Below are 26,978 nucleotides of genomic sequence, written 5' to 3'. Positions count from 1 at the left end.
CGTTTTCCAACCACGCGGCAATGCTTGGCGCATCAAACGGCATGAGCAACGGAATGACTTGAGCACTCGCGCCTTCGCGCCTCGCGACCAAGGGGCCAAGGTGCTTGCTCAGCCAGACCTCAAACAGTGCTGCTGGTGCCGAATCCGCTGACAGATCATAGTCCCAGTTTTTCAGAAACTGCCAGATGGCCAGATCGCCTGCATCCCTGAATAGCTGGGTTACGGCCTTGGTGATGCGTGCCGCAATAGGCGAAAAAGTCGAGCGTTGCAGGCGGATGCAGTCTTCGAAGGAGTAAAGCTTGTCGCGGCCAAGCTCATAATGCAGCGTATCGTGTCTGCTGCTGTCCAACCATTCGTAGGCGATTGCCGGATTAGATTTGGACCAGTCATCTGGAACGTTCATTGCGTTCGCGGTGGCGATAAAACCGCGCGCCGGATTGATCTCTGATGGACCATCACTGGGGCCAAGATAGCCTCTCCACTCGAAACGACCGTCGCCTGGTACGGGAAGGAGGCCGTCCCAATTATCGCGGACAGGCGTAGCTCCGGCTGGCCGCCAAGCGATGGTATTGCTGGTATCCGCATAAACATGATTGACCGAAGGGCATCCCCAACCTGCAAGGCTACGCACATACTCTTGATGAGTCTTGGCCCTCATGACCGAGAGGCTGGTCATATAGGGCGCCATTCCCGGATCCATCAGGACAGTTCTTAGGCTGAACGCTCGGTTGTTTTTCTCGTCTTGATAAACCACAGGTCCGTGGCGGGTGAACTGCAGTCGAACTGGCTGTTCCGGATATCCCTTGACCGGGACAACTTCCTCGACGACGCGGAATTTCTCCCGACCACCATCATACGCGTAGCTGTCGGGATCATCTGAAGCAGTATCATAGACATAAATGTCTTCCTGATCCGCACCAAATATCGTGAGGGCGAAGGCTACCATTCCGTTGTGTCCCATCGACACGCCGGGCACCATTGGCTCCCCTGCGCCGATCACGTCCAGACCTGGCATAGCGAGATGCACGACGTAACGAATAGAAGGTAAAGTGTGCGTGCGATGAGGATCTAACGCTAAAATGGGGCGGCCTGTTGTCGTCTTTTCTGCCGAAATTGCCCAGTTGTTTGAGCCTTCGTCGAAAGAGGAACGGGCAACTTCTCCTGATGGAACCACGACAGTCCAAAGACCGGCCTCCTCTAATGAACAGTCCAGTCTTTCTTTGGAGAAGGTTACAGGGCATCTTGCGAGTTGAAAATCTCGCAACACTCGGTCGCTGATTACCGCTGGGTCGAACCCCTCCGCAGGCGTCGGGGTGACGCCATGGGACAGTTGCTTGCGAAGCATATCGAGCCTTGCTCCGAGTTTCGGTCCGGCCAAAGCCATGACTTTCGAGCGCAGGAGTTCTGAAGACGCATTCTGAGTCAGCGAATGGGTGCGAACATGGACGACATCTTCCGGCTTCCAGCGATCGGGCCGATTTCCCAGCACAGCAAACTCGGGTGGAAGCTGGAGTAGGCCTGCATCGCAAGTATCGATGTAGGCATTGATCCCATCTGTGAACGCAGTGCAGATTTCTTCAGCGTCTGATCCATAGGCTTTCCATTCGGATGCCATGTCGCCGCGATAAAGAAACAGGCGCGAAGCCCTGTCCTGGGCAAGGTATCCAGGGCCAAAATCGCGCGAGAGAAGGCCTAGACCGCGCTTGCGGGCCAGATCGATTTGCCACAGCCGATCCCGCGCCGCATTCCAACCCTGCGCGAAGAAGAGATCGTTCGGGTTTTCTGCTCTGATGTGTGGCACCCCCCATCGATCAATATTGATAGAAACTTCACTTTGAAGCCCTTTAACATTCAGAAGATTAGTTGCGATGGCCGTCGTCATATTCAGGTACCTGTTCTAAACTGGAAGATCTTCGCTCAATGAACCCTGGCCGACTACAGCGCTGTCGACGCATGCTCGGCCACCTGTCGGTGAGTGGCAAACCAAACATCGCCTTTGGCTTTGGCAGCGCGGATCAGCTCCTCAAGAATCCAAATCCTTGAACGGTAGCCGATGATGTGAGGATGGAAGGTAAGTTGGAACATCTCACCTTCCTGATATGCCTGCTCAAACTCTCGCATGAAAATTGCCAAAACGTCTTCCGGCCCAATTCGGCTCATCATAAAGTATGGTGCGTCATCACGAATCCACTCGACAGGGATTTCGACTACACCTGTTCGCTCGAGATTCTCCAGTAGCTCATAGCAGCTATCGTCGGCCATCAACGAGGAGTCGTAGAGCAGTCCCATCTCGCGAGCGATTGAGAGTGTACTTTCTGACAAATCCCACGATGGGGTGCGCAATCCGACAGGTCGAGCGCCCGTGATCATTTCGAGCATATCGGCGCTGCGCATCATCAGATCGCGCTCGTTCTCCGGCGGCAGGAGGGAATTGAGCTCGTGAATCCAACCGTGGATACCGATCTCGTGCCCTTCGCCTGTAACGGCCCGCTGTTCGTCTGGATACAGGTTTGCAGCAACCGCTGGAACGAAAAAGCTCGCCTTGATATCGTATTTTTGGAGCAGAGACATAATGCGGGGCATTCCGCGCCTGTTTCCATACTGCCCCCAAGAAAGGCGACCGATCGATTTTCCACCATCGCGCAATTCGTTTGTTTCGTGATCCACGTCGAACGATAAGGCAACAGCGCAGCGCTTGCCTTCGGGCCATGGCGGCGTCAACCGCTTGCCTGCACGGACGCGATTGACGCAATTGCGCCAACGATCTTCAGGCCACTGCCAAGGTTTCATGTTTTCGATTTCAGTCACAATCGGTTCTCCTCCTTGATCCCGATCGATCGGTGTGACGTGACACAGAATTGAGGCCGACAACGAAGTGGGAGCACTTTACCGCCACCCTATCGCGCCACCGCTATCCAAATACGAATGCTCGTAATCTTTACGGATCGCCATCTCAAATCGAGCATTGAAGCACACCTTGAAACGCGATGGAGTGGTTCTCCGCTTGGCGAGATCGCGACTGAATGTCGGTGATGATCCGCGCGTGCAATCATCTCCACGTACGCCGATCTGTAGCGTCATTTTTCTATCTTTCCGATCCGGTTACTTGGTCAGGCTCAAGAGGTTGCGCTAGGAGGCTTGCGCTCGGAAGCGTCTCGTATGCTGATCGTTGCAAGACATCGCTATGGCACCGGCGATGTTGACGTGGAAGACGCGACGTTGCGCGTCAAATTCAAAGGATCAGCGAGCTGCAACGGTCGCTTGTCGGAAAGAATTGAAATGATTCGATCAGACGATCGCCTAACCCAACCCATGGGGCAAGCCCCGTTGCCGAGCTAAACGCAAAGGCGGCGCCGGGCTCTCGCGCGAATTCGTTGTAGTGAACAGCGCTCGACTGAACGCTTGCGCTTCATGCAAACGACAGGCCCCGTTTGATCGACAAAGCATGTCGGGCCCGTTTTCCCGAGCCAGCCCCATAGTCCGCCGAGGGTTCCATGTCCGGTGTTCAACCACAGCCCGCGCCTGTGACATCCGGCCCCCATAAGGCAAATTCGAGGGTGTCGCGGGTCACACAGCCCCGTCCACAAGGCCGCCTTCTCGAGCTGGCCTGCGCCAAGGAACTCCGCGCATTGCGCAATATGGCTTGGCGTCGCGCTCAGGTGCAACACAGCCATTTGAGGAATTTGAGGACCTTGAGCGGCGCCCAGGGTCGCCCACAGCTCTGCATCGCTAACCGAGACCTGACCGCCGTTTACTAAGCTTGTTTCGAGGCCGGCGGCCGGCTGGCGATCGAGCGTCGGCTGCGCGCTCTGGTCGCACAGTTCGCACGGCGAGAAAGTTCAATCCGAAACTGGACGTGCAATGGGCGCACTTCAAAACGCGGCCGGACTGACGGCTTCCGCGCAAACCGCCGAAAATTACACTGTGATCCGGGGCTCGAAACTGACACGATCGAGCGCAATCATGCTCCGAAATTTTCGGACATTGAGGTTGGTATAGAGTTTTGTCTTGACGAAGACGTCAAAGGCCTCGACGTCCTCGACCGTAACGATGAGGACGAAATCGGCGTCGCCCGTAACCATGTAGCATTGCGTAACCTCCTTGGCCGCACGCATCGCGCGCTTGAAATCGTCGACGAGATCAAGCCGCTCACGGTCTAGCTCTACCGTGAGGACAACGGTGAGCGATTTGCCGACAGCTTTCGGATCCACCAACGAGATGTCAGCAATGATTACGCCAGCCGATCGCAACTTTTGCACTCGACGCATGCATGACGCTGCCGAGGAACCCACCAATTCCGCCAGTTCTGGAAATGAGAGCCGGTTGTTCCGTTGTAAGGCTTTAAGAATTCTTCGATCAAGGTCGTCCATCGTGCGATACCAATCGTATTCAGGGTCCTTCATTATGACCAAAGTTATGCAATCCTTATTTCATTAAGTCCTCCTGCGTGAAACGGAATGCGCATATTTGGTGCTGCAGCAACCTGAAACATGCGTCGGCCCTCCGGATCCAATCAGGAGAGGTCAGGCGCACATGTGAGTAGGTCGACGACATTTCAAATCACCCCGCTTCGTTGCGGCCCACGTTTCAAAAACCGAGGAATTTTGGCGCAAACCTACGTCTCCTATGCATGTCGAGACCCAACGGAGTATCGAGCGCCACAAGTAAAGGCGCAGAGACGCCCGTGCTGAACGTCGCGACCAAGCAGCCCCGCTCTGAAGGCGAAATCATTCAACGCAAAAGGGAATGAAAAGTTTGGTATGTGTCAGGAAGATTTCCCGGGGGCCGCTCGCTTTCCGACAGGACAGATTTGGCGGAAGCACGCGGACTAGGCGCGGACGGGCAGAGGGTACGTCTATTGCAAACATGGCACCAAATTAGCGCCGACATTTCGAGAAGCAGGGCCGTTGCTCCACAGAGCAAGAGCCGAGCGGCTGCATCAGGGCGAGCCGCGCGGCAGTTCCAACGCTCGGGCGTGGGCCCGCTACCAAGCGGCCTCCCCGGCGCGGGCGGGGCTGGTGCGGGAGCGCGACGACCTGCGGCCGCGATCTGCCCCTATCGGTGGCCTGCCTCATTGACCACTTCGAAGCGTCCGTCGCTCACCTCAAGTTTCCGCTCGCCCGTCGGCGTGCGATCCGAGCCACCAACCTGCTCGAATGCGTGTTTGGCAAAGAATGGCGGCGCACCAAGGTGATCCCGAATGCCTTCGGCGAGCACGGTGCTGAAGCTAATGTGTGCCGCCCCATCCGGGCAGCCGAGCGATGGCGCGGCATCCGAACAACCGAGATAGGGCGACAGCAGCTCGAGGCAATCTGCGACGAACTCAATCGCGATGCAGAGCGAACCGACCACCGGTCCGCCTAACGCACCACAACCTCACTTATCCAGCAAGGGCCGGACTTGACACGATCAGTCCGGCGCTGCCTGTCTCCGGCGGAACAAAAGGCATAGGCCGAGGCGATATTCGCTGCCGTTTGGTCTTTATCCAATTACCACGCGCCGAAGCTGAAATCCTATGGGCCGGGGCATCCACTTTGAATACTACGGCAACCCGGCGACGTACCCCTGCGTCCGAAGATGCGCTACCGTGCAGCGCGGCGATGCTGGCGACATTTCAAACCACGGCGCTTTGTGCGGTCCGTATTTCAGCAGCCGAAGCATTTTGGCGCAAACCCCTCCTGCCCAGGTGCTATCTAACGTCATGCCTCAATAGGCATCTGTTGGAGACGACAGGCGAGTGCTTCGCCGGTGGTCGACGAGACCTAATAAGCGCGGATTAACCGCGCCAGTGGCTCAAAAAGGGGAACTTGAACATGACAATCTCTCGACGCAATCTCATTAAGATGGGCGTGGCTGCCGGAACGGCCGTGTCGATTCCATCGATCCTTCGGGCACAGACCTCGCCAACCGACGCGCGGACTGTTCGGATGGCGATGGGCAATGCCCTTAGCGTTTACGATCCAATCTGGACGGCAACGAACATCACTGCCGACCACGGCCTAGCGATCTACGACACGTTGTTCTCGCTGGACTCGAAATTCACGTCGCAGCCGCAGATGGTTGAGAAGTGGAACGTTTCAGAGGACACCAAGACCTATACGTTTGAGCTACGCGAAGGCCTCAGCTGGCACGACGGCACCCCTGTTACCGCGGCGGACTGTGTCGCCTCGATCCGTCGCTGGGGTGAAGTATCTTCGGGCGGGCAGCTGATCATGGCGCGTGCCAACGAGATTTCGAAAAAGGACGACAAGACCTTCACCATCGTCCTAAAGGAGCCGCTTGGGATTCTGATCGATGTCTTGGCAGACCTCACGCCACCGTGCCTGTTCATCATGCGCGAACAGGACGCCAGTCGCCCGGCGACCGAACAGGTTACAACCAACATCGGATCGGGACCATTCAAGTTCAATGAGGCTCTTACCACGCCCGGCGCGAGCGTAACCTACGACCGGAACGAACGATATGTACCGCGCAAGCAACCTTCCGACGGATTGGCTGGCGGAAAGATCGTCAAGGTTGATCGTGTGATCTGGGAGTTCATCGCCGAACAGCAGACTGCACTCGCGGCTCTGCAAGCGGGTGAGATTGACTTTTTCGAGCAGCCATCCGCTGACCTCTACCCTTTGATTGAGAGCGATCCCAACCTTGAACTCCAAGTTCTGAACGAGACAGGCAATCACGTGTGCCTGCGCATCAATTCGCTTCAGAAGCCGTTCAACAATGTGAAGGCGCGACAAGCGATTCTTCACCTGGTCGATCAGGAGGCGTTCATGCGAGTTATGGACCCGAGAAATGGTCGCCCTGAGACTTCGATCTTTGGGGAGCCCATATCCAACGACGAAAATACGGGCTGGTACAAGAAGGGCGGCGATCCGGAAAAGGCCAAGCAGCTTTTCGCCGAGGCCGGGTATGCAGGCGAGAAGGTAGTCATTCTCGACCCGACGGACATACCGATCCTTGACAATCCGTCGCAGCTGTTGGCGGCCACGCTGCGGAAGATCGGGGTCAATGCCGAGTTGGCTCCGAGTGACTGGAGCGCTATCACCACACGTCGGGCGAAGAAGGTCCCCGTTGAGGAGGACGGTTGGAGCATTTTCATTACGTCTGAAGCAGATTACTCCCTCAGCAACCCACTCGGCAGCCCCCTTCTCCTCGCGAACGGGGACAACGCCTGGTACGGATGGCCGAAGAGCGACGAGTATGAAGCCCTTCGGGCCAAATGGGCGGATGTCAATACAATTGAGGATCGCAAAGCACTGGCCCGCCAGATGCAACATATCTGGTGGGACTTTGTTGGTGACGTGAGGTTGGGAAAATACCTCTCACCCGTTGCCCGGCGGAAGACGCTCTCGGGCCTCATCGGCGTGCCGGTGCAGCTCGTGCCGATGTGGAACATGCAGAAGGCCTGAGACGCAATGGCCGCCTATATCCTACGTAGATTCGTTTCGACCATCGCCGTCATGGCGATGGTCGGGATCTTCGTCTTCCTGCTTCTCAGGCTGGCGCCCGGCGACCCGGCGGCCATGATCGCCGGCAAGTCGGCCACGGCAGAGATGATCGCCGGCATCCGCGAAAAAATGGGACTGAATGATCCTATGCCGGTTCAGTTCATACGTTGGGTGCGGGACATGCTCGGCGGCGATTTCGGCACCTCGATCTTTGCCGGCCGACCGGTTCTCCAGCTCATCTCACAGCGGCTTGAACCGACCATCTCCCTGTCGATCCTGACGATGATCGTTTCGGTGACGATTGGGGTTTCCTTCGGTATTCTTGCCGCGTGGCGAGCTGGCGGTCTTGTTGATCGCATCCTGACGGCATTCGCGACGCTTGGTTTTTCTGTCCCGGTGTTTGTCGTCGGCTTCTTTCTCATATACTTGTTCGCGATCACAGCACATTGGCTACCGGTTCAAGGATACAAGCCTATCGACCATGGCTTCGGGCCATGGCTTGTGCACCTGATCCTGCCGACCGTGACTTTGAGCATTCCCTACATTGCTTTCATCGCCCGGATCACGCGTGCGAGCATGCTCGAGGTTCTGTCGGAAGACTATATGCGGACAGCCGCCGCCAAGGGCGCCTCGTCATATTCCATGCTTTTCCACCACGCTCTGAAGAATGCGGGTGTCCCGATCCTAACCGTGATCGGCTTAAGTTTCGCAGGTCTGATTGGCGGTGTCGTCATCACGGAAACGGTGTTCAACATACCTGGTGTCGGTCGTTTGGTGGTCGATGCGATCAACAACCGCGACTATCCCATTATTCAAGGTGTGCTCATCCTGGTTTCGGGTCTGTACGTCCTTATCAATCTCGCGGTCGATCTTTCCTACACCCTGGTCGACCCCCGCATCCGGTACTGATTATGACGCTCCTCTCCGCACCAGTTGAATACGTCCCGACGGGCCGCCTGCGAATCTCCGGCCTGCCCCGTCTCGCAAGGCGGCATCCGCTGGTCGTGATAGGGGGTGGCCTCTTGGCGCTGTTGATCGTTCTAGCACTCGCTGCCCCCCTTTACGCCGGCGATCCATTGAACATGGATCCATTCAAGCGCCTCCAGCCACCTTCCGCCGAGATGTGGTTCGGAAGCGACAATCTGGGCCGTGACGTGTTTGCACGAACGATCTTCGGCGCCCGGATCTCACTAATGGTCGGATTGCTGTCGGCCGCGGGCGCGGCCTTGGGCGGCGTTCTGATCGGTGTCATCGCCGGCTACAACCGCGGCTTCGATAATATCGTCATGCGGGTCATGGACGGCCTTATGTCGATCCCGACCATTCTGCTGGCCATCGCCCTTATTTCTCTGACAGGGCCAGGGATCGCTATCCTCATCGTCGCCATCACGATCCCACAGATGCCAAGTGTCTCGCGGCTGGTTCGTTCGGCGGTTCTGAGTGTTCGGGAGCGTCCATATGTGGAAGCCGCCCTCTGCGGCGGTGCGCGCCTGCCGAAAGTGCTATGGCGGCACATCCTGCCGAGCACCATTCCGTCGCTCATGGTGCAGAGCGCCATAGTCTGCGCAGATGCGATCTTGACAGAGGCCGGGCTGAGCTTCCTGGGCGTGGGCGTGCCGCCCGAGATTCCGAGCTGGGGCAACATGATTTCAAGCTCTCGACTGTATCTCGCTATCGCCCCATTGACGGTCTTCGCCCCCGGTATCTGCCTTGCCGTCACGGTCCTTGCCGTCAACCTGCTCGGGGACGGCCTGCGCGACCTGTTCGATCCCCGCGCGAAGCGGCGGAGGCGCTGACATGCTAATGCAAAAATCGGCGGGGAATGACGTGCTTCTCGATGTTCGAGATCTCGAGACACACTTTGTCGGCGACGAAAGCACTACCCGCGCCCTGGGCGGCATCAGCTTCCAGGTGAAGAAAGGCGAAACGCTCGGCGTCGTCGGCGAATCGGGATGCGGGAAGAGCGTCACCGCTCTCTCCATCCTTCGCCTACTGCCGAAGATGAACGCCCGGACTGTCGGCGGCGAGGTCCGCTTTCATGGACGCGACCTGCTTGAGCTGTCCGATCGGGAGATGCGACAGATCCGTGGCGACCAGATCGCCATGATCTTCCAGGAGCCGATGACGAGTCTGAACCCGGTCTATACGGTCGGTCGCCAGATCGCCGAGGCGGTGCAGATCCACACCAAGGCCTCGCGGTCGGTTGCGATGGCAAAGGCGCAAGAGATGCTCCGTCTCGTTCGCATTGCGGACCCCGAACGGCGCGTCAACAACTATCCTCATGAAATGTCAGGCGGCATGCGCCAGCGCGCCATGATTGCCATGGCTCTTGCCTGCTCACCGGAACTATTGATCGCCGACGAGCCAACCACTGCGCTCGACGTCACTATCCAGGCGCAGATTCTGCGGCTCATCGCCGATCTGAAAGAGCGCACGGGAACGGCCGTCATGTTCATCACGCATGACCTGGGCGTTGTAGCCGAGACATGCCAACGCGTGATCGTGATGTATGCTGGCAGTATCGTAGAGCAGGCGAACGTGATAGATTTATTTGCGCGTCCCGCGCATCCCTACACTCAGGGCCTCATGCGATCGGTGCCTGACCAGCGGCGCGGCCGACAGCGCCGCCTTCCGGAAATCCCAGGCATTGTGCCAAGCCTGCGCGAGCCCATTGTGGGCTGTAGCTTTGCGCCTCGCTGCCCATTCGCCATCGACATTTGCCGCGAGAAGACACCCATCCTACGTGATGTCGGGTCGAGCCACGCCGCAGCTTGCTGGCGCGCCGAAGAGGTGATGGGCGCATGAACGGTCCTTTGCTGAAAGTCGAGAATCTGACCAAGCATTATCCGCTCGGTACAGGATTCCTGAAGAAGACCATTCCGGTGATCCGGGCGGTGGAGGATGTATCCTTTTCCGTCGAGGCGGGTGAGACGCTTTGCATCGTCGGTGAGTCCGGCTGCGGCAAGTCCACCGTGGCGCGGCTCTTGATGCGGCTCGTCGAGCCGACGGGCGGGCGCGTGCTGATCGACGGTACCGACATTGCGGGCCTCAAGAAGGACGCGCTTCACGCCTGGCGCCGTCGGATGCAAATGGTCTTTCAGGATCCTTACTCGTCGCTGAACCCGCGCCTCACCGCTGGGCAAATCATCACCGAACCCGTCGAGAATTTCGAGCGTCTCAGCCGAAGGCAGCGTCAGGCACTCGCCGCAGACCTTCTCCGAAAGGTCGGAATGTCGCCGGAGATGATGCACAGACTGCCATCCGAGTTGTCAGGCGGTCAGCGCCAGCGGCTCGGTATCGCGCGGGCGCTGGCGCTCAACCCCTCGCTCATCATCGCCGACGAAGCGGTGTCGGCTCTCGACGTCTCCGTGCAGGCACAGATCTTGAATCTGCTTCTGGATCTCCAGCAGCAGATGGGCATCGCCTTCGTCTTCATCTCGCATGATCTTAGCGTCGTGGAGCATATCGGCCATCGCGTCGCGGTCATGTATTTGGGGCGGATCGTGGAACTGGCCACATGCGAGGCGCTCTTCGCCAGGCCGGTCCACCCCTACACGGAGGCGCTGATTGCGGCAGCTCCGGTGCCGGATCCGACACGAGTTCGGCTGGTGGCGCCCGTCGAGGGCGAGGTGCCAAGTCCGATCAATCCGCCGAGAGGCTGCGCGTTTCACCCGCGCTGCCCGCTCGCGGTCGATCGGTGCCGCATCGAGGTGCCGCCTCTAGTGCCAATGGCAGACGGGCGCGTTGTGGCCTGCCATGTGCGCGCTCCGGCTACAGACATCCCGTCCCAGCCGGCTGAAGTGGGTGATCATTCGCTTGCCCATGTGCTCAGCCTCATGATCCGGTCCTAATGTATCGGAAAACCCAGATATAGCGACAGCACTCGCGAAAAGTAGGAGATCATATGGAGAGAGATTCGCACAAGAACAGTCGCCATCCAATCCAGCAGGATGGTGGCTTTGATACGGTCGGTTCAATTGCCACAAATGTTGAAGACGGCTTCACAATGGCGGCAGTTGGCGACCTTCTTTTTGCGCGGCCAGTGACCAAGGGCCATTATCCCGGCCTGGCCGATGTCCTCAAGCTCTTTCATGGGGCCGACGTCAGTTTCGGGAACTTGGAAACCAACATCTTGGATGTTCTATCCAAAGGATGCCCTCAGGCTGAGTACGGCGGGGCGTATTGCATCAGCGACCCGGAGCTGGGACCTGACTTAAGGGCAATGGGCTTCAATATGCTCAGTCGCGCCAACAATCATACGCTCGACTGGGGCCTTGAAGGCATGCGCGAGACGAGCCGTGCGCTTGATAAGTACGGGATCATCCATGCAGGCGCAGGCGAAAACCTCGCACAAGCTGGAGCCGCGCGCTTCCTGGAGACTCCGCGTGGAAGGGTTGCGTTGGTGTCGTTTGCTACGACGTTCATGCCGATGGCTCGTGCGTGCGATCCTGCTGGCGAGGCGCCAAGCAGACCAGGGCTCAACGCCCTTCGTTTGGAGAAGAGCATCGTTGTTCCGCCGGAGATGCTCGAGAGCTTGAGACAGGTGCGCGAAGTACTACCGGGCTACAATCCCGCTGGAAAAGATCCAAGCCGCGTAGTCCTCGGCGGGGTGACGTACAAAGCTGGCAACAAAGCCAGTTACAGCTTCGAGGCTAACTCGCGTGACATCGCCGATATCCTGCGCAACGTTCGTCGGGGCAAACAAATCTCCGACTTCTGCATCGCCACGAATCATGAGCACGAGCCCGGGGTATGGTGCCAAGAACCGCCTGACTGCGAACAGGCGTTTGCCCGAAGGCTTATCGATGCCGGGGCAGACGCATACGTCGTGCACGGACCGCATCAGTTGCGAGGCATCGAGATCTACAAAGGTCGGCCTATCTTTTACAGCTTGGGCAATTTCTTCTGTCAGGATCTCCGGACGCCAGTAGGCGACGACATGTACGAGGTCTACGGCAAGGATCCGAGGGTCGATACAGACGCCGAAGTCACGGTCGACGAGGTGGCAAAAGGATATCCGACTGCGGAAGGATTAGTAGGGTCTCAATCCGATACGATCTTCTATGAGAGCGTGGTCACCATTAGCCGCTTTGAGCAGAACCAACTCGCTGAATTGCGGCTCCACCCGATCGAGCTCCGCCGCTTAAACAGATTTGCGAACCGGGGTGTACCGCGGCTCGCACCCGCGTCGCAAGCTAAAGCAATTCTGGAGCGGCTACAGGAGCTCTCGAAGCCATTTGGCACCAGAATTGAGATCGAGGACGGCGTTGGATTGATCCGACTGCAGCCCAGCTCGGCCCAACGCGGCATGTAGCGATCCTTCCGCGCCGCTTGGTGGTGCAGCTCGGTAAGCTCGGGCCGGACGGCGCAAGTCTGGACCGTCCGGCCGCGAGATTTGCGCGTCCGCCGTAAGGACCTGAGCAACCAGAAAACTTGAACTGCGCACAGACATGGCAACTGAAGGAGGGAAAGCTCGGGATGGGCATGCTCGAATTTAATGGACAGCGCTACCTCGATGGCCGCGCGTCCGATCCGAATGAACTCGGCTGGATGCGCGGGGCGCCGCCACCGGCGCAGAAGCGCATCACCTTCGAGAGCGACGCTTTCCTCGATTTCCCGCAGTTGCGCTGGTCGCTGTCGCACATGTGCGAGCTTGTGCCAACTGTCAATGTGTGGCGCGGACCGGGCGGGCCTACGCTGCTGGATCGCGGCGACAAGACCGCCGACATTGATGCGCTCACCTTTGCCGATACGAACGGGCGCGTGCGCCGTTTCGATGAGGCGCTCTACGACACCTACACGGACGGGATTGTGGTGCTGCATCGTGGGCGCATCGTCTATGAGCGCTATTTTGGCGCGCTCGAGCCGCACCTGCCGCATGCGCTGCACTCGGTTACGAAGTCATATGCGGGTACGCTCGCCGCGTCGCTCGTACACGAAGGCGTGCTCGACGAATCCATGGTGCTCGCACACTATCTGCCGGAGTTGCGCGGCAGCGCGTTCGAGGACGCGACGCTGCGGCAGGTGATGGACATGCAGACGGGCCTCGACTACAGCGAAGACTACGCCGATAAACACTCCAGTTTCTGGGCGCATGCGCGCGCCTGCGGCTGGCGACCTCGGCCGGCTGGGTACAGCGGGCCGCAGACTTTGTGCGACTACCTGTGCACCATTCGCAAGGTGGGCACGCATGGCGGATCCGTTGAGTACATGACCGCGAACACCGATGCGCTGGCCTGGGTAATGAGCCGCGTGACAGGGCGATCGTTCGAGCAGCTGCTGCATGAACGCCTGTGGGGCCCACTCGGCTGCGAAGAGGACGGATACGTCTTCGTCGATCTCGCGGGCACGGCGATGGCCGGCGCCGGCCTGTCGGCGACCGCGCGCGACCTGGCGCGCTTCGGCGAGCTAATGCGACGCGAGGGCGAGTGGAACGGCAAGCAGCTCATTCCCGCCTCCGTGGTACACGACGTGCAAAATGGCGGCGCCTCCTCCAAGGTATATGAGGCGGCGCAGGGTTACGCGTATCGCAGCCAATGGTGGGTGACACACGATGAGCTGGGCGCGTTCTTGGGCCGAGGCATGCACGGCCAGCTGCTCTATGTTGCGCCTAAGGCGGACATGGTGGTGGCGCGCTTGGCGTCTCACCCCGTACCGTCCAGCGCCGGCAATATCCCGATCACTCTGCCGATGATGCTGAAACTGGGGAGGACGCTGTCCGCATAGCCGGCAGGCGAGCAGGCTCGGATCTGCGTCTGCTTGCACCCTTGACGCATGACCTAGACCCGCCACCTGGCCCTCTACGCGCTTGTTTGCGGCCGCGGGCGGCGTGCGGCCGACCGCTGGCTTTGAGGTGCGCCGGCGACCACTAAAGACCAAAGGCGCGAAGCGGTTCCTCACGTCGGATATGAACGGCGCTCGATTGCCGTCTTCGCCTTCACTGATCCGGAAAACGTAACCTTTCACGGGGCCGAGTAACAGCCGACATCCGAACTGGTGAGACAGGGACACATCCAAAAGTCTGACAACATCACAAACCACGCCGCTCGTGCGGGCAGCGTTTCAAAAGCCGATGCATTTTGGCGCAAAACCATCTTACCCATGCTTCATATCGTCCTGAAGGACGTCCAGCACCATCACCACCGAGGAATGACAATCATGACCAGGGCACCCGCCGATTTTGCCAAGTGCGTCGACGCATTGTTCAACGAGTTCAGCGGGCCGGAAATGCCTGGCGCTGTCGTCGCGGTGACTGGGAACGGCCGGGAGATCTTCGCCAATGCCTATGGTCTGGCGAACATCAACGACGACGTCCCAATGGGACGTAAGACCATCATCCGCATCGGTTCGCAGAGCAAACAGTTCACCGTGCTGCTAATCCTGATGCTGGAGGCAGAAGGCAAGCTCAGCCTGGAGGACGAGGTTCAGAGGCACCTCACCTATGTCCCCCGGCTGGAGTACCCGGTCACGCTCAGGCACCTCGCCTCAAACACCAGCGGCTACCGCGACCATGTGGAAGGCATGTTCGTTTGCGGTCTGTCGATCTTCGCGCCATCAGACCGCCAGACCTCCCGTGATGTCATCGCCAGGCAGGACGCGCTCAACTTCAAGCCCGGCAGTGCGATGACCTATTCGAATGCCGGCTTTTTCATGCTGTCCGAGATCATCGAGCAGATTGAGGACGCGACCTTCAACGAGGTTCTGCGCAAGCGCATCACCGGCCCGCTCGGCATGAACGACACCTCGCTCATGCTGCGCGACGGATCGGTGATGAAGCGGCTGGCCGCGCACTATACCAAGCACGCTAACGGGTGGATCCAACTGGGCTGGGGAATTGAATTTGGCGGCGAAGGCGGGTTGGTTTCGACGCTCGAGGACATGGTGGTCTGGCAGCAGAACCTGATCGACCCCAAGGTTGGCACTGCGGAAATGTATCGGCGCATGGCGACGCCCTGCGTCTTCGACAACGGCGCAACCGGCTTCTATGGGCTTGGGTTGGAGACGGACGTTTATCGCGGCCGCCGCGCGGTCGGCCACGGTGGTTCTGTTGCCGGCGGCAAATCGGAATCGATGCGCTTCGTCGACGACGGGCTCGGCATCATTATCATCGCTAATAACGACCAGGTCGCCACCTTCGCAGTCGCCCGCCGTATCGCCGACATCTATTTCGGCAACGCCGTGCCGGCGCCGATCGAACTTGCTCCCGGCCGCTACCGGCAGGAAGGCGGCGCCGACGTGTTCGAGATCGTCGCCGATAACGGCGTGCCAACCTTCCTCAGTTCCGGTGGAGTGCAGGGGTTCGATTTTGGTCATCGGGGCGGCGCCAGGCCCGAGAACCCGATCACCGACCTGGTTCTCGGTCCACGGCCGGACGGCAAGTTTGACGGCATCTTCTGCGGCACGCCGAGGGTCTACGCACCGCTGATGGCAGGCGCCAGGGCCGCCGCCCCTCTCACCGGACGCTACACCAACAAGCTGCAGGGCCTCGAGGTCGAGATCGATGGTGATGCGCAGCGTGGCATGTTCCGCCTGCGCTCCGATCTCGGCGCCATGAACGCGCCCATCGTCGCCGCTGACAGGGATCTCTGGTTTCTGCTCCAGCCCGGCACCGACATGCGTCCCGATCGGCTCTGGAGGGCAACGCTGAGCGTCACCGCTGACGGTTTCGAGCTAAACTCCGACCGCGTCAAGAAATGGCGCTTCACGCGAGCCTGAGCGGTATCAATAAATGGTGAGAGCCAATATGTTCCTTGAAGATTCTATCCTAGGGAATTCGGCGCGGCTGCGCTTGCGGCTGCGACCGCCGTCAGCCCCCCGATGTCGACCTCGCGCAGCAGACTGGGCGGGAACCGCATGTTGGCGCTCTGAGGAACCGGATACGCTCGACCTACACAATACCACGCTCGCGGTTTCCTCGACACCGATGGACCTGATGTATCAGCCCCTGACTCGCATGAGCCAGCAGGAGAGGGGGTGCCTAGCTTGGGCGAAGGCTGGGAGGTTTGCAATGATCCGATCCGGATCATGGTCGGGTCACGTTTGGCCGCACCTTCACTGGATTTTCTGCTGGGCACAGACCAACTCGGCCGCAACACGTTTTCTCGCACCATCACGGGCGGCCGTATCCCGCTCCTCGTTGCTTTCGCCTCTCTCGGCAGTTCACTGGCAGTCGGCCTCGTCCTTGGTTTGATCGCGGGGTTCGGTCCCCGCTGGCTCGACAATTTGCTCCTGCTTGTCTTCGATACGATCCGGTCCTTTCCAAGTATCATTTTCGCGCTGGCCGTGATCGCGCTTCTGGGACCAAGTCTGGCGAGCGTCATTCTCGTCATTGCCCATTTACGCACGTGTCGTGCGCACCCAGACAGAAGCGCTGCGTAGCAGTGAATACATCGCCGCAGAGCGTAGTATGGGCGCCGGCACGACGCGCATCCTGGCCGTGCACGTACTGCCCAATGTCCTTGGCCCGCTTCTCATTCTCGTGAGCATGGACGTTCCGGCCGTCATCGCCGTAGAGGCGGGTCTCAGCTTTCTGGGCATGGGCGTGCGCCCACCAACGCCCGATTGGGGAGCTATCCTCAACGACGGCTAAGGGTCGGTGAACCGTGCACTCTTCATGAGTCCCATGAACAACCCCTACTGGAAAGGTAAGCCCCATGACGCTCCCCTCGATCGCCCATCCCGACCTGGTCACCCTGTTCGATAACAAGCCGCGCTGGAACCTGCCTGACCACCGCCGCCACGGCTTCCACAACCTCCACACCACGATGCGCTATGCCTTTTCGATACGCGCCCCCCGCGTCTCGCCACTCAGGAAGGAGGTCGACTGGACCATTGGCGAGCGGCCTGGCGTCGCCCGCTATCTCGCCATGCCGCATTTCTCGGCCTTCGTCGTGGTGCGCGACGATCGCATCCTCTGCGAGGCATACGCGCCGGACTTCGGTCCGGAGAGACCGCATCCCATTATATCTATAACCAAGACGACGCTCAACCTGATGCTCGGCCGCGCGGTGGCCGACGGTCTCGTCAACCTTGATGAGCTAGTAGGCACCTATTTGCCGGAGATCGGTACGGGCTATGCCGAGGCGACCGTCAAGGCGGTCGCCGACATGAACGTCGCCACTCACTTCACCGAGGACTACGGTGACCCCCAGGCGACGGTCTACGAATATGATGCCGCCACCGGCTTTCGCCTGCCGCTGGATGGTCAAAAGGAAGGGACGACCCGCTCCTTCATCTGCGGCATCACCGGCGGTGACGTGGCGAATCGCACCGGAGAGGCGCTGTATAAGTCGACCAACAGCGATGTGCTCGGCTGGATCATCGAGTGCGCCAGCGGCCAGCCGCGACGCGACTGGCTGATCGAGATTGTCGAGGCGGCGCGACCGCGAGGGTGTGCCGCTGGTCTGCGGCGGCGCCTGCCTCACCGCGCGCGATCTCGCGCGCTACGGGCTGCTGATTACGCGCAAGGGCGAGGGCATCGACGGTCGCCGCGTCGGCGATGCCGCGTTCATCGAAGAGACGCGCCGCAATCCAGGACCGCCCCTACGGAAGCCGCGCGACTGGATGCGGTATAGCCGCCAGACGAATACTGACGGGACGTGGCTCGGCCACGGCGGCTACGGCGGCCAGTACATGCTCGCGAACCCTGACACCGGCACCGTGGTCGTCTACTTCAGCGTGCTCGAGAACGCGAGCGCCTACGATTCCGACTTCAGCGGCCCTCTGGTGAAGATGATGGCCGATCTCGCTGCACAATGATGAGCTGTAAGTTGGGTGTCATTCGGCAGTCGCGTGCGCCGGCTGTCGGTGCCTGGAAACTGGCTTAGCGATCGCGTTGTGCACCGCGACCGAACGGAGGGGGCAAAGCCTCGCCGGAATACGGGAAGTTGCTGGCATAGTTGCGGATGTGGCTTCGCTAGGCGTTTGCGCCGCTCAGGACCCCGACCTTTCGCTCGATCTGGCTCGCCACGCAGGCCTCGAGCCTCGGCTGGCTAATGGCAACAATCTCGACTTCCGATCTGATGGTGGCTGGTCCAGGCTTGGTCGAACCTGCCCGCTTTCATTCTATCTGTCTTCGCCAGGGCTCTCGTCGACATTTTCAGCCGTCGCCGGGTCATGTTCGCCGGCCGGTGCCTTATGGTTATAGCCTCTGCGATGCTAACAGCGTTGGTTCCGCCGGGCTTTGTCGACCCGCGGATAATCTTCGGCTTGATGATCGCATGCGGCGGCGCTCTAAACGATTCCGCGTCACAGGCCTCGGTCTGCGATATGGTGGAGCGATGCGAAGTTCCCGCTGCCGTCACCTTCCTGTCCGTCGGCTTCAATACTGTCCGGAACCTTGAGCCGAGCACTCGGCGGCATCGTGGTTGCCTGGTTCGGGCTTCTGGCGGTCTTGCTGTTACCACGCTCAGCTACCTGGTCGCTCTAGGGACTATATGGCGCTGCAAGTGGAAGGTTCGCTCGTCCGCTCTGCCGCGGGAGTTACGAGAACGGCAATCTAAGATGGGCTGCGCTTCACGGCGATGTCATCCGAAATCAAGACGGGATCGCCCGTGGCAAGCACTGCCATTCTGGCGCTGCTGCTGGTTGTCCGCGAGAATTGGGAGGAGGACCGCTCGCCTATGGCACAATGATGGCCGGCTTCGGGAGACGCGCTGTCTTCGCCGGCATCTCCAACAGCACGTTCAGATGTAGTTTAGCGCACCATCTCGATCTATTATGCACTGATTGATGGCGGGATCGCCACGGAACACTGCGTAGCTTTCGACGGGTTGAACTGAAGCCATCACTTAGGGTCTCGTTTTGGAACCCTCATTTCGCACGCAGCATCGAATTGATCCTTTTCGCCGGCTGGATTGTGCGATCTAAAACAAAGCGATGACCTGCTGCTGCTGTTCAGCCCGCTACGCGGTACGCGACGTATGCGCGGCGCGCCCTGCCGGTGAACCTCCCCACCGGCAGGGCACTTTTTCGAAGCGCTGCATGAGGTGATTGGGGCACTTTCGCGACCAAGGGTTTCAGGACGGCGTACTGCAATCCGGATGTGTCGAAGTTCGACATTTCCGCCACTACCTGCATGTTGCGCATTGCGGAAGATTCTTGGGAGAGCGTCGATCAGGCCGATTTCGCGGCCCCATGGCTTATCGCCTCAGAACTCGATCTACTGGCCTTTGCTTACCTCTCTTGCCGTCGCGATACGCGTTGCCGATATTGGCGGCGATCTTCACCAGGAAATTGCGCCGATGTCTCATAGGCTCGCTCTCGGGATGGTTGTAGTCGGCAGGAGTGATTCTTCGTCCCGGCGTGACGAGGTCGGGGATCGCCGCGCCGAAGGCCTTGCTGTCGCGCTTGAGCTTGTCGCGCAGAATCTCGCGGCCGAAGTTCTTTCGGATAGGCAACGAACTCCATTTCCGGTGTTGATGCCGGCTCGCGCAGGGTCACCGCCAAGCTAGGTCACCGCCTTGCAGCCTTGGCCCGGGGCCAGTTACGAATGGCAAATTCCGGCGTCGGGCGCTCACCCGTTAAATCCATTGTCCTCCGACCTGACATGGCGGCCGTCATAAGGCTCGACTTCGCCGCGGGCCCTAATCCATTCGTGGCGAAGCCGGGTGAGACCCTTTTCGATGCTGGCTTCGACAGCAGCGTCGGTATAGGAGCCGGATGGATCGTAGACGGCGCCGGAAGGCTCGCCGGCCGTGGGCTGGACAGAGATTTCGCGCATCGGCACGCTGATCTGCGGGTGGAGGGCACCGGGCTTGTGGATCTTGCGTGAGGCGGGCAGCGGCCCCGTCGACATCTTGAGGCTCCTTTGCTCATGCATTGGAGGCCCAGTTCTGTGCCGGAAGGATAAGGATGAAGAGACGCTTCTGTAGATCCGCCGAAACAGGACGTCGGGCGTAAACTCCCGCAATGCCCTTGCACCGTCCCTACGCCCAGTATTGAATTGGATCAGGTTCAACGGGTCACTGCGCCGCGAAATCGATCCGAATGCAATATGCGGCGGGCTCGAAGGTTCTGGGCCGAAATCGCTATCCCCTTCCAATCCATAAAGCGTCAGCTATCAGAAAATCTGTGCTTGACGTTACGTAAGGTCCCGTGTTTTTCGCTGTGCGGGGAACGACTCCAGTCTCGGTCTAGGGCGACGAAAATGAGGGGCAGCGATGGTGGCTGGCGAACCTAACGACGTGCGCGTCAAACGCGCCGGTGGGGGATGGGTCGTTCATATTGTTGAGGACGGCAAACTAACCGTTCTTCGGTTCAAGACACAGTCTCCCGCGGAAAAGTCCGCCGATGACCAACGAGCCAGGCTCGGCCTTGCTGGCAAGCCACCGATTGACGAACGCTGATATCTACACCGGATTTGGGGAGACGTTGGATGGCTGGTGAGCCTTTGGTGCCGGCGGGAGAAACACATCGCCAAAGGGCCATTTCAACGCTACTTGCGGCCGTCCGGCTGGCCATATTTATGGTGATGGTTGGCACCGCTGCCGATGCGGAAGACGACCATGTGGCCTGCTTGATCGACACGGCGGCAAAGATTATGAAAAGCCAGGTCGTCAAGGATTCGGCCGCGGCGCTGGAAAAAGCAGCAAGAATTTGCAAGCCGCCACCGCAAGTAACCTGAGACAGGGGTCAAACACGCAAAATCACATTAGAGTCGCGTCGCTATTCGCACCATGGAGACGCGGGATATTGCGTCATCCCCCCGAAAGCCCGCCGTGCCGAAAGTGCCTCCTCCTTTCGAAGCTGGAGTGTCAGCAGCTTCGGGAGGTTTAGGTCCTCACTTCAGCGCCGAGCAAGTTGCAACGGGGCGGAGAGACTCGCACATATGTGCGGCGGCTGTCACGCCCCGGAGACCCGCGCAGGAATGGCCAAAGCCTCACTGGCCTCATCAAGGATGGAGAAACTGTAACGGCCATGTGCGTCAAGATCGACGGAGTAGCTCAGGCGGTCGAGTATGTGGTTATCCTGGTCGAACGTAACGATCCGCGGCTTCAGAGAGGTTATATGCGCTTCGTCCAGATAGATGGAGTTGCAGACAATGATCTGGTCGTCGGGCTGGCAAGTGCGGGCAGCCGCTCCGTTTAGAATACAGCATCGTGAGCCGCGCTCGCCGAGGATGACATAGGTCGAAATCCGCGAACCGGAATTCTTGTTCCATATCTCAACGAATTCCATGGGCAGGATCCCTGCCTCTTCGCAGTGGTCAGGATCTAGCGTTATCGAACCGTGGTAATTGAGGTTCGCTTCGGTGACGTAGATGCCGTGCAACTTGCCGGCGACTATTTTTCGCATTGGTCTCGTTTTCCTCTCATCATAAATGACGTGTCCTGCCCGTCCTCTGGGCGGCCGGGCCACTCGGCTAAGTTCCGACGACGAGCGCACCGCCGCTGAGACCCGCACCTGCTGCTGCCAGGAGGATCTTCTCCCCAGGCCGGAATGGCTCTGTCTGATTGGCCAGCGAGAGCGACAGTGGGATGGTCGCGGCGGAAGAGTTGCCGTAGTCGGCAATCGTCTTGACGATCGCTTGATCTGCTATGCCGAGGTTCCTGCCGACCGCATCGAAAATACGGGCATTGGCCTGATGCGGCACAAACCGATCGATATCTTGCGGCTGCATTTTGGCCGCGGCGAGCGCGTCCTGCGAACAGCCAGTCATCATCTCCACCGCCTTGGCGAACACTTCACGGCCGTCGGCGATCGTCATGCGGGTTTGGTCGAGGTCAAGATTGGCGTGGAATGGTGTGTTGCTTCCTCCGGCGGGAATCTGGATCAGCCCATAGCGCGAGCCGTCGGAATCCACCGCAGCGCCGAGAATGCCCCGATCGGGATCCTCGCTCGGACCAATCACCAGGGCGCCGGCGGCATCGGCAAACAGCACGGCACTGGCGCGCTCGTCCGGATTGATACGGCGGCTGAGGATGTTGGCGGCAATGACAAGGGCCGCTTTGCCATGCACGCGGGTGAAGCCATCCGCGAACATCAGCGCATAGATGAAGCCGGCGCAGGCACCGGTGAGATCGATCGCACCGGCTCGTCCGAGCCCCAGCTGATGTGCGACCAGCGGCGCGCTGGGCGGCAGAAGATGGTCGGGTGTCGAGGTGGCGAGCAACAGGAGACCGATGTCGCTGCGATCAATAGCGGCGTTCGCCAGCGCCATGTCGCCAGCCTGCGTGGCAAGACCAGACAGCGTGTCTTCGTCCGTTGCCCAGAAGCGCGAACGAATTCCGGTGCGCCGCTCGATCCAGCCGGGTTCGAGCACGAGACGGTTTTCGATTTCCGGGTTCTCGACCTTGCGCGACGGCGCATGATGGCCAAACCCGAGAATGCGCGACGACCTGCTCACGGCCTCGCCCCGAAGCGGTCGCCGGCCTCCTCGATGGCGTCATAGAGCCCGTCCAGTTCCTCGCCGGTGATGCAATAGGGCGGCAGAAGGTAGAGGACATTGCCAAGCGGGCGCACGAGCAGGCCGCGCTCGAGGAAAAAGGCGCGCAATTTCGGCCCGATCTCGGCCAGATAGCCGGCCGAGCCGGTGCGCAGATCGAGGGCCGCGATCGTGCCGGTCGTCCTGCTGTCGGTGAAGTTGGCATTGTCACGAAAGCGCCGAAGCCCGGCGGCCTGCATCGCACTCAACGCCGCGACCCGTTCGGCCACGGGCTCGTCGCGCCAGATCTCGACATTGGCGAGTGCTGCCGCGCAGGCAATCGGATTGGCGGTGTAGGAACTCGAGTGGAAAAATGTCTTCTTCCGGTCCACCGAATAATGAGCCTGAAAGATCGCATCCGTGGCAAGCGTTGCGGCCAGCGGGATTACGCCGCCAGTCAGGCCCTTCGAGGTGCACAAGATGTCCGGAGAGACGGACGCCTGCTCGCAGGCGAACATGGTTCCGGTGCGTCCCCAGCCGGTCATCACCTCGTCGGCGATCAGCAGCGTGCCGGAGGCCTCAGTGATCTTCTTCAGTTCGGTGAGAACCGAGGCCGGATACATCTGCATGCCGCCGGCGCCAAGCACGAGTGGTTCGACGATCAGCGCGGCGGCGCGCCGGCCGCGGCTGACGGCCTCGAAACGATCCAGCGTTTCCTGTTCGTGCCCGGCGGCCGGGAAGGGGATGGTATCGACCTCGAACAGCAACGGCTCGTAGGCAGCGTTGAACACACCGCGGGCGCCGACGCTCATCGTGCCGATAGTGTCGCCATGATAGCTGTGCTCCATGACGACGATGCGCGAACGCGGCGCGCCGATATTGCGGAAATAGCCGAGCGCCATCTTCAATGCGACCTCGACGGAGGTCGAGCCGCTATCGGAGTAGAACACCCAGTCGAGGCCGGGCGGAGCGAGGCCGACAAGCGCCTCGGCCAGCCGTTCGGCCGGCTCGTGCGTGAAGCCGGCAAAGATGATCTGGTCGAGGCTCGACGCGGTTGTCTCGATGGCCTTCATGATGCGGGGGTGGCGGTGGCCATGGGTGACGACCCACCAGGAAGAGATGGCATCGAGGATGCGCGTGCCGTCGGCCTTGTGGAGATAGGCTCCCTCCGTCAGGACGATTTCAGGGATCACGGGCTCAAGCGCGTGCTGGGTGAAGCGATGCCACACACTGGACTGCGACATCATTCGCCTCCCGCAATCGAGGCGAGGTCAAAGCCGGCAACCATCGCATCCCTCAGCGTTTCACCCGTCAGCGGATCGAGCAGGGGCAGTCTGCCGAGCTCCGGCACGCCGCTGAATTCCACGATTGTTTTTTGCGTATCGGCCACCTCCTCGCCAATGAAGGCGAGGCCGATGAGCGGGATGGAGCGGGCCCGCAGCGCCTCGATCGACAACAGGGTGTGATTGATGGTGCCGAGCGCGGTGCGCGCGCAAAGGATGACCGGCAGTTGCCATTCCCGGAAAATATCGATGAACCTTGTCTGCCGGTTGAGCGGCACCATGAGCCCGCCGGCGCCTTCGATGATGAGCGGACCCGGTAGGACTGGAAGTGAGAGCTTGGCCGCCTCGATCGCGACGCCGTCGATTTCGGCTGATCGATGCGGCGAAAGCGGCATCCTCAGACGGTAAACTTCCGGCAGGACACGCCCAGCAGGCAAGCCGGAAAGCCGGGCAACGACCTCGCTGTCGGTCTCCTCGTCGAGGCCCGATTGCACCGGCTTCCAGTAGAAGCCATTGAGCAGGCCGGCGAGCCCCGCCGAAAACACCGTCTTGCCGATGCCGGTGTCCGTTCCGGTGATGACGATGCGTTTGGTCATGCCGAGCCCAGCACCTCGGCAAGTGCCTCGACCATCGCCGAAATGTCGGCTTCGTCGACGTTGAGCGTCAGCGAAATGCGCAGGCGCGACGTGCCCTCCGGCACCGTCGGCGGACGAATGCCGCGTATGTCGAAGCCGCGGGCCTGCAGTGCCGCCGCCACCGCCATGGTGCGGCTGTTGTCGCCGATGACAAAGGGCTGGATCTGCGAGCCGCTGGGCTTCACGCCGCAGAGCTCGGACAATTGGCGGCCCGCGAAGGCAACGCGCTCCTGCAACTGGACACGGCGTTGGGGCTCATCGGACAGCATGGCAATCGCCTCGCGCACTGCCACTGCCATCAGCGGCGATGGCGCGGTGGAGTAGATGAACGGCCGGCAGCGGTTGACGAGATAGTCGCACAGCAGTCCCGGCCCGGTGACGAGCGCTCCGGACGCGCCGAGCGCCTTGCCGCATGTGTGGAGCGCGACGATGTTGTCGCGGCCCTCGAATGCGGCGGCCAGCCCCCGGCCCTCCGGTCCCCAGACGCCGGTGGCATGCGCCTCGTCGACGACGATGAATGCCTCGTGCCGATCGGCAAGCGCGACCAGGCTTTCCAGCGGCGCGCGGTCGCCGTCCATGCTGTAGAGGCTTTCGATCACGATCCAGACGCGCCCGGTGCCGCCTTCGGCGCGCCAGCGCGTGATCGCATCCTCGACAGCATCGACGTCGTTATGCGCGGCGAGCTTGAACTCGGCGCGGCCAGCGCGGGCCCCCTCATGCATGCTGGCATGGGCGAGCTCGTCGAGGACCAAAAGGTCGCCCTTCTGCGGCAAGGCGGTCAGCAAAGCGAAGTTGGCGATGTAGCCGCTGCCGAAGAACAGCGCACGTTCAGCTCCGAAGTACGCGGCAGCGTCTGCCTCTAGTTGCTCATGTTCCGGCGCGTTGCCGCGTAACAGCCGCGATCCGGTCGCGCCGACCGGCGTGCCCTGCGCAATGGCTGCAGCAACCGCGTCGCCAAGCCTCCTCGAGGCGGCGAGCCCGAGATAGTCGTTCGACGAGAAATCGAGTCCGGCGCTCGGCGACAGCGTCCGCAGCCGGTCCTTGCGCGCCAGCCCCTGCAGGGTCGCGTCATAGCGGGCAAGCGGCGCCCCGTTCATTGCGCCTCGAGTTCCATCGGCTCGATGCCGAGACGGCGGAACAGAAGGGTATCCTTGTCCTCGCCGGGATTGTCCGCCGTCAGCAGCGTGTCGCCGACGAAGATCGAGTTGGCGCCGGCAAAGAAGCACAGCGCCTGCATCTCGTCGGTCATGGCGGTGCGGCCGGCCGAAAGTCGGACATGCGATTTCGGCATCATGATGCGTGCCAGCGCGATCACGCGCACGAATTCGATCGGCTCGATCGGCCTGGCGTCGGCAAGCGGGGTGCCGGCGATCGGGATCAGCATGTTGATCGGAACGCTTTCGGGATGCTCCGGCAGATTGGCCAAAGTGACCAGCATGTCGATCCGGTCCACCGGATCCTCGCCCATGCCGACAATACCGCCACAGCAGACCTTGATGCCGGATTGGCGAACCTGTTCGAGCGTGTCGAGCCGATCGGCAAAGCTGCGCGTGCTGATGATCTCGCTGTAGTAGCGTTCCGACGTATCGATGTTGTGGTTGTAATAGTCGAGACCTGCCTGTTTCAGACGAGCGGTCTGCTCAAGATCAAGCATGCCGAGCGTCATGCAGGTCTCCATGCCCAGCGCCTTGACGCCTTCGACCATCGCCACGACCGCATCCATGTCGCGCGCCTTGGGATTTCGCCAGGCGGCACCCATACAATAGCGGGTGGCGCCGGCATCGCGCGCCTTGGTCGCTTCGGCGATGACGCGCCGGACCTCCATCAGCTTCGACGCCTTCAGGCCCGTTTCGTGATGCGCGGACTGGCTGCAATAGCCGCAATCCTCCGGACATCCGCCTGTCTTGATGCTGAGAAGGCGGCTGAGCTGGACCTTGTTGGGATCGAAATTCTGGCGGTGAATGGTTTGCGCCTGAAACAGCAGGTCATTGAAAGGCGCGTCATGGAGTGCGCGAACTTCCGTTTGCGTCCACAAGTGCCGGGCGCTTTCGGGGCTCGTTTGTGGTCCTCTCACTACCATTGTGTCCTTTCCTCATGCCGAAGCAGACCGTCCTTTCGGCATTCTGTTCGGTTTTCCAGTCCTCAACGCAACGTCGCGGGCCGATGCCGAATTTCGTGGCGCCGTGGGTCGATCAGAGATCGCAGCGACGTCGACGCCGGTCCTATGTTCGGCAGCCAGACATGGGCG

At 60.3% G+C, this 26,978-nt stretch carries 24 protein-coding genes and 1 pseudogene; 14 read left to right on the top strand and 11 right to left on the bottom strand.

Translation table 11 applies throughout. The features are described 5' to 3' along the window. From JQK88_RS32130 to JQK88_RS32115, 4 genes are all read right to left on the bottom strand, one after another. Nucleotides 1-1,882, bottom strand: a 1,882-nt coding sequence (locus tag JQK88_RS32130) for a penicillin acylase family protein (RefSeq protein ID WP_203280619.1), incomplete at its 3' end; no start/stop codon positions are given. Nucleotides 1,883-1,935: 53 nt separating this feature from the next. Then, nucleotides 1,936-2,790 (bottom strand): polysaccharide deacetylase family protein, encoded by an 855-nt coding sequence (locus JQK88_RS32125; RefSeq protein WP_203280624.1) that lies wholly within the window; start codon nt 2,788-2,790, stop codon nt 1,936-1,938. A 1,127-nt stretch (nt 2,791-3,917) separates the two neighbouring features. Continuing rightward, the gene (locus tag JQK88_RS32120; RefSeq protein WP_203280618.1) at nt 3,918-4,370 is read right to left on the bottom strand and encodes an Lrp/AsnC family transcriptional regulator; all 453 of its coding nucleotides are present in this window, start codon (nt 4,368-4,370) and stop codon (nt 3,918-3,920) included. A 685-nt stretch (nt 4,371-5,055) separates the two neighbouring features. After that, nucleotides 5,056-5,352, bottom strand: coding sequence for a hypothetical protein (locus JQK88_RS32115; RefSeq protein ID WP_203280617.1), 297 nt, complete (start codon nt 5,350-5,352; stop codon nt 5,056-5,058). Between the two features lie 461 nt (nt 5,353-5,813). Between JQK88_RS32115 and JQK88_RS32110 the strand changes: the two genes are divergently transcribed. From JQK88_RS32110 to JQK88_RS32055, 13 genes are all read left to right on the top strand, one after another. Next, nucleotides 5,814-7,409 carry an ABC transporter substrate-binding protein gene (locus JQK88_RS32110; protein WP_203280623.1) on the top strand — a complete coding sequence of 532 codons (1,596 nt, stop codon included), beginning with the start codon at nt 5,814-5,816 and terminating at the stop codon, nt 7,407-7,409. Between the two features lie 6 nt (nt 7,410-7,415). Continuing rightward, on the top strand, nt 7,416-8,357 hold the full coding sequence (locus tag JQK88_RS32105; protein WP_203280616.1) for an ABC transporter permease: 942 nt from the start codon (nt 7,416-7,418) through the stop codon (nt 8,355-8,357). Between the two features lie 2 nt (nt 8,358-8,359). Then, entirely contained in the window at nt 8,360-9,244 is an 885-nt protein-coding gene (locus JQK88_RS32100) for an ABC transporter permease (RefSeq protein WP_203280615.1), read from the top strand. Nucleotide 9,245: 1 nt separating this feature from the next. Continuing rightward, entirely contained in the window at nt 9,246-10,253 is a 1,008-nt protein-coding gene (locus JQK88_RS32095) for an ABC transporter ATP-binding protein (protein ID WP_203280614.1), read from the top strand. Continuing rightward, entirely contained in the window at nt 10,250-11,299 is a 1,050-nt protein-coding gene (locus tag JQK88_RS32090) for an ABC transporter ATP-binding protein (protein WP_203280622.1), read from the top strand. Before JQK88_RS32095 ends, JQK88_RS32090 begins: the two co-directional genes overlap by 4 nt. A 53-nt stretch (nt 11,300-11,352) precedes the next feature. Beyond that, on the top strand, nt 11,353-12,762 hold the full coding sequence (locus tag JQK88_RS32085; RefSeq protein ID WP_203280613.1) for a CapA family protein: 1,410 nt from the start codon (nt 11,353-11,355) through the stop codon (nt 12,760-12,762). A 164-nt stretch (nt 12,763-12,926) separates the two neighbouring features. Continuing rightward, a complete protein-coding gene (locus tag JQK88_RS32080) occupies nt 12,927-14,174 on the top strand; it encodes a serine hydrolase domain-containing protein (protein ID WP_203280612.1) in 1,248 nt (415 codons plus the stop codon). Between the two features lie 432 nt (nt 14,175-14,606). Further along, complete coding sequence (locus tag JQK88_RS32075; protein ID WP_203280611.1) at nt 14,607-16,163, top strand: serine hydrolase domain-containing protein; 1,557 nt, start codon at nt 14,607-14,609, stop codon at nt 16,161-16,163. 267 nt (nt 16,164-16,430) lie between these two features. Further along, complete coding sequence (locus JQK88_RS36610) at nt 16,431-16,826, top strand: ABC transporter permease (protein ID WP_246750140.1); 396 nt, start codon at nt 16,431-16,433, stop codon at nt 16,824-16,826. After that, nucleotides 16,798-17,037: an ABC transporter permease subunit gene (locus JQK88_RS36605; RefSeq protein ID WP_312037368.1), complete on the top strand. Its 240-nt coding sequence runs from the start codon at nt 16,798-16,800 to the stop codon at nt 17,035-17,037. Before JQK88_RS36610 ends, JQK88_RS36605 begins: the two co-directional genes overlap by 29 nt. 64 nt (nt 17,038-17,101) lie before the next feature. Then, nucleotides 17,102-18,022, top strand: a complete 921-nt coding sequence (locus tag JQK88_RS37295; protein ID WP_203280610.1) for a serine hydrolase — start codon at nt 17,102-17,104, stop codon at nt 18,020-18,022. Then, nucleotides 17,904-18,206, top strand: coding sequence for a serine hydrolase (locus JQK88_RS36595; protein ID WP_312037370.1), 303 nt, complete (start codon nt 17,904-17,906; stop codon nt 18,204-18,206). The genes JQK88_RS37295 and JQK88_RS36595 overlap by 119 nt, the downstream gene beginning before the upstream one ends. Nucleotides 18,207-18,476: 270 nt before the next feature. Next, entirely contained in the window at nt 18,477-19,142 is a 666-nt protein-coding gene (locus tag JQK88_RS32055) for an MFS transporter (protein WP_312037369.1), read from the top strand. A 503-nt stretch (nt 19,143-19,645) separates the two neighbouring features. Here JQK88_RS32055 and JQK88_RS37060 read toward each other — a convergent pair. After that, nucleotides 19,646-20,268, bottom strand: a pseudogene (locus JQK88_RS37060) (phosphomethylpyrimidine synthase ThiC); the annotation flags it as partial. A gap of 555 nt (nt 20,269-20,823) precedes the next feature. Between JQK88_RS37060 and JQK88_RS32045 the strand changes: the two are divergent. Further along, entirely contained in the window at nt 20,824-21,072 is a 249-nt protein-coding gene (locus tag JQK88_RS32045) for a hypothetical protein (protein WP_203280609.1), read from the top strand. 218 nt (nt 21,073-21,290) lie between these two features. Here JQK88_RS32045 and panD read toward each other — a convergent pair whose 3' ends face one another. The 6 genes from panD to bioB all read right to left on the bottom strand — a co-directional run bounded on the left by panD (nt 21,291) and on the right by bioB (nt 26,810). Further along, nucleotides 21,291-21,743: an aspartate 1-decarboxylase gene (gene panD / locus JQK88_RS32040; RefSeq protein ID WP_203280608.1), complete on the bottom strand. Its 453-nt coding sequence runs from the start codon at nt 21,741-21,743 to the stop codon at nt 21,291-21,293. Nucleotides 21,744-21,810: 67 nt separating this feature from the next. Continuing rightward, nucleotides 21,811-22,794, bottom strand: a complete 984-nt coding sequence (gene bioZ, locus JQK88_RS32035; RefSeq protein WP_203280607.1) for a 3-oxopimeloyl-[acyl-carrier-protein] synthase BioZ — start codon at nt 22,792-22,794, stop codon at nt 21,811-21,813. Continuing rightward, nucleotides 22,791-24,056 (bottom strand): adenosylmethionine--8-amino-7-oxononanoate transaminase, encoded by a 1,266-nt coding sequence (locus JQK88_RS32030; protein ID WP_203280606.1) that lies wholly within the window; start codon nt 24,054-24,056, stop codon nt 22,791-22,793. Before JQK88_RS32030 ends, bioZ begins: the two co-directional genes overlap by 4 nt. Continuing rightward, nucleotides 24,056-24,691, bottom strand: a complete 636-nt coding sequence (gene bioD / locus JQK88_RS32025; protein WP_203280605.1) for a dethiobiotin synthase — start codon at nt 24,689-24,691, stop codon at nt 24,056-24,058. Before bioD ends, JQK88_RS32030 begins: the two co-directional genes overlap by 1 nt. Continuing rightward, nucleotides 24,688-25,827: an 8-amino-7-oxononanoate synthase gene (locus JQK88_RS32020; protein ID WP_203280604.1), complete on the bottom strand. Its 1,140-nt coding sequence runs from the start codon at nt 25,825-25,827 to the stop codon at nt 24,688-24,690. The genes bioD and JQK88_RS32020 overlap by 4 nt, the downstream gene beginning before the upstream one ends. After that, nucleotides 25,824-26,810 (bottom strand): biotin synthase BioB, encoded by a 987-nt coding sequence (gene bioB, locus JQK88_RS32015; RefSeq protein ID WP_203280603.1) that lies wholly within the window; start codon nt 26,808-26,810, stop codon nt 25,824-25,826. The genes JQK88_RS32020 and bioB overlap by 4 nt, the downstream gene beginning before the upstream one ends. Nucleotides 26,811-26,978 lie beyond the last annotated feature (168 nt).

This window comes from Mesorhizobium caraganae (genome assembly GCF_016836705.1).
Classification (GTDB): domain Bacteria; phylum Pseudomonadota; class Alphaproteobacteria; order Rhizobiales; family Rhizobiaceae; genus Mesorhizobium; species Mesorhizobium caraganae.
The sequence above is the reverse complement of the archived record's forward strand: the minus strand, read 5'-3'. Positions and strand labels throughout refer to the sequence as shown.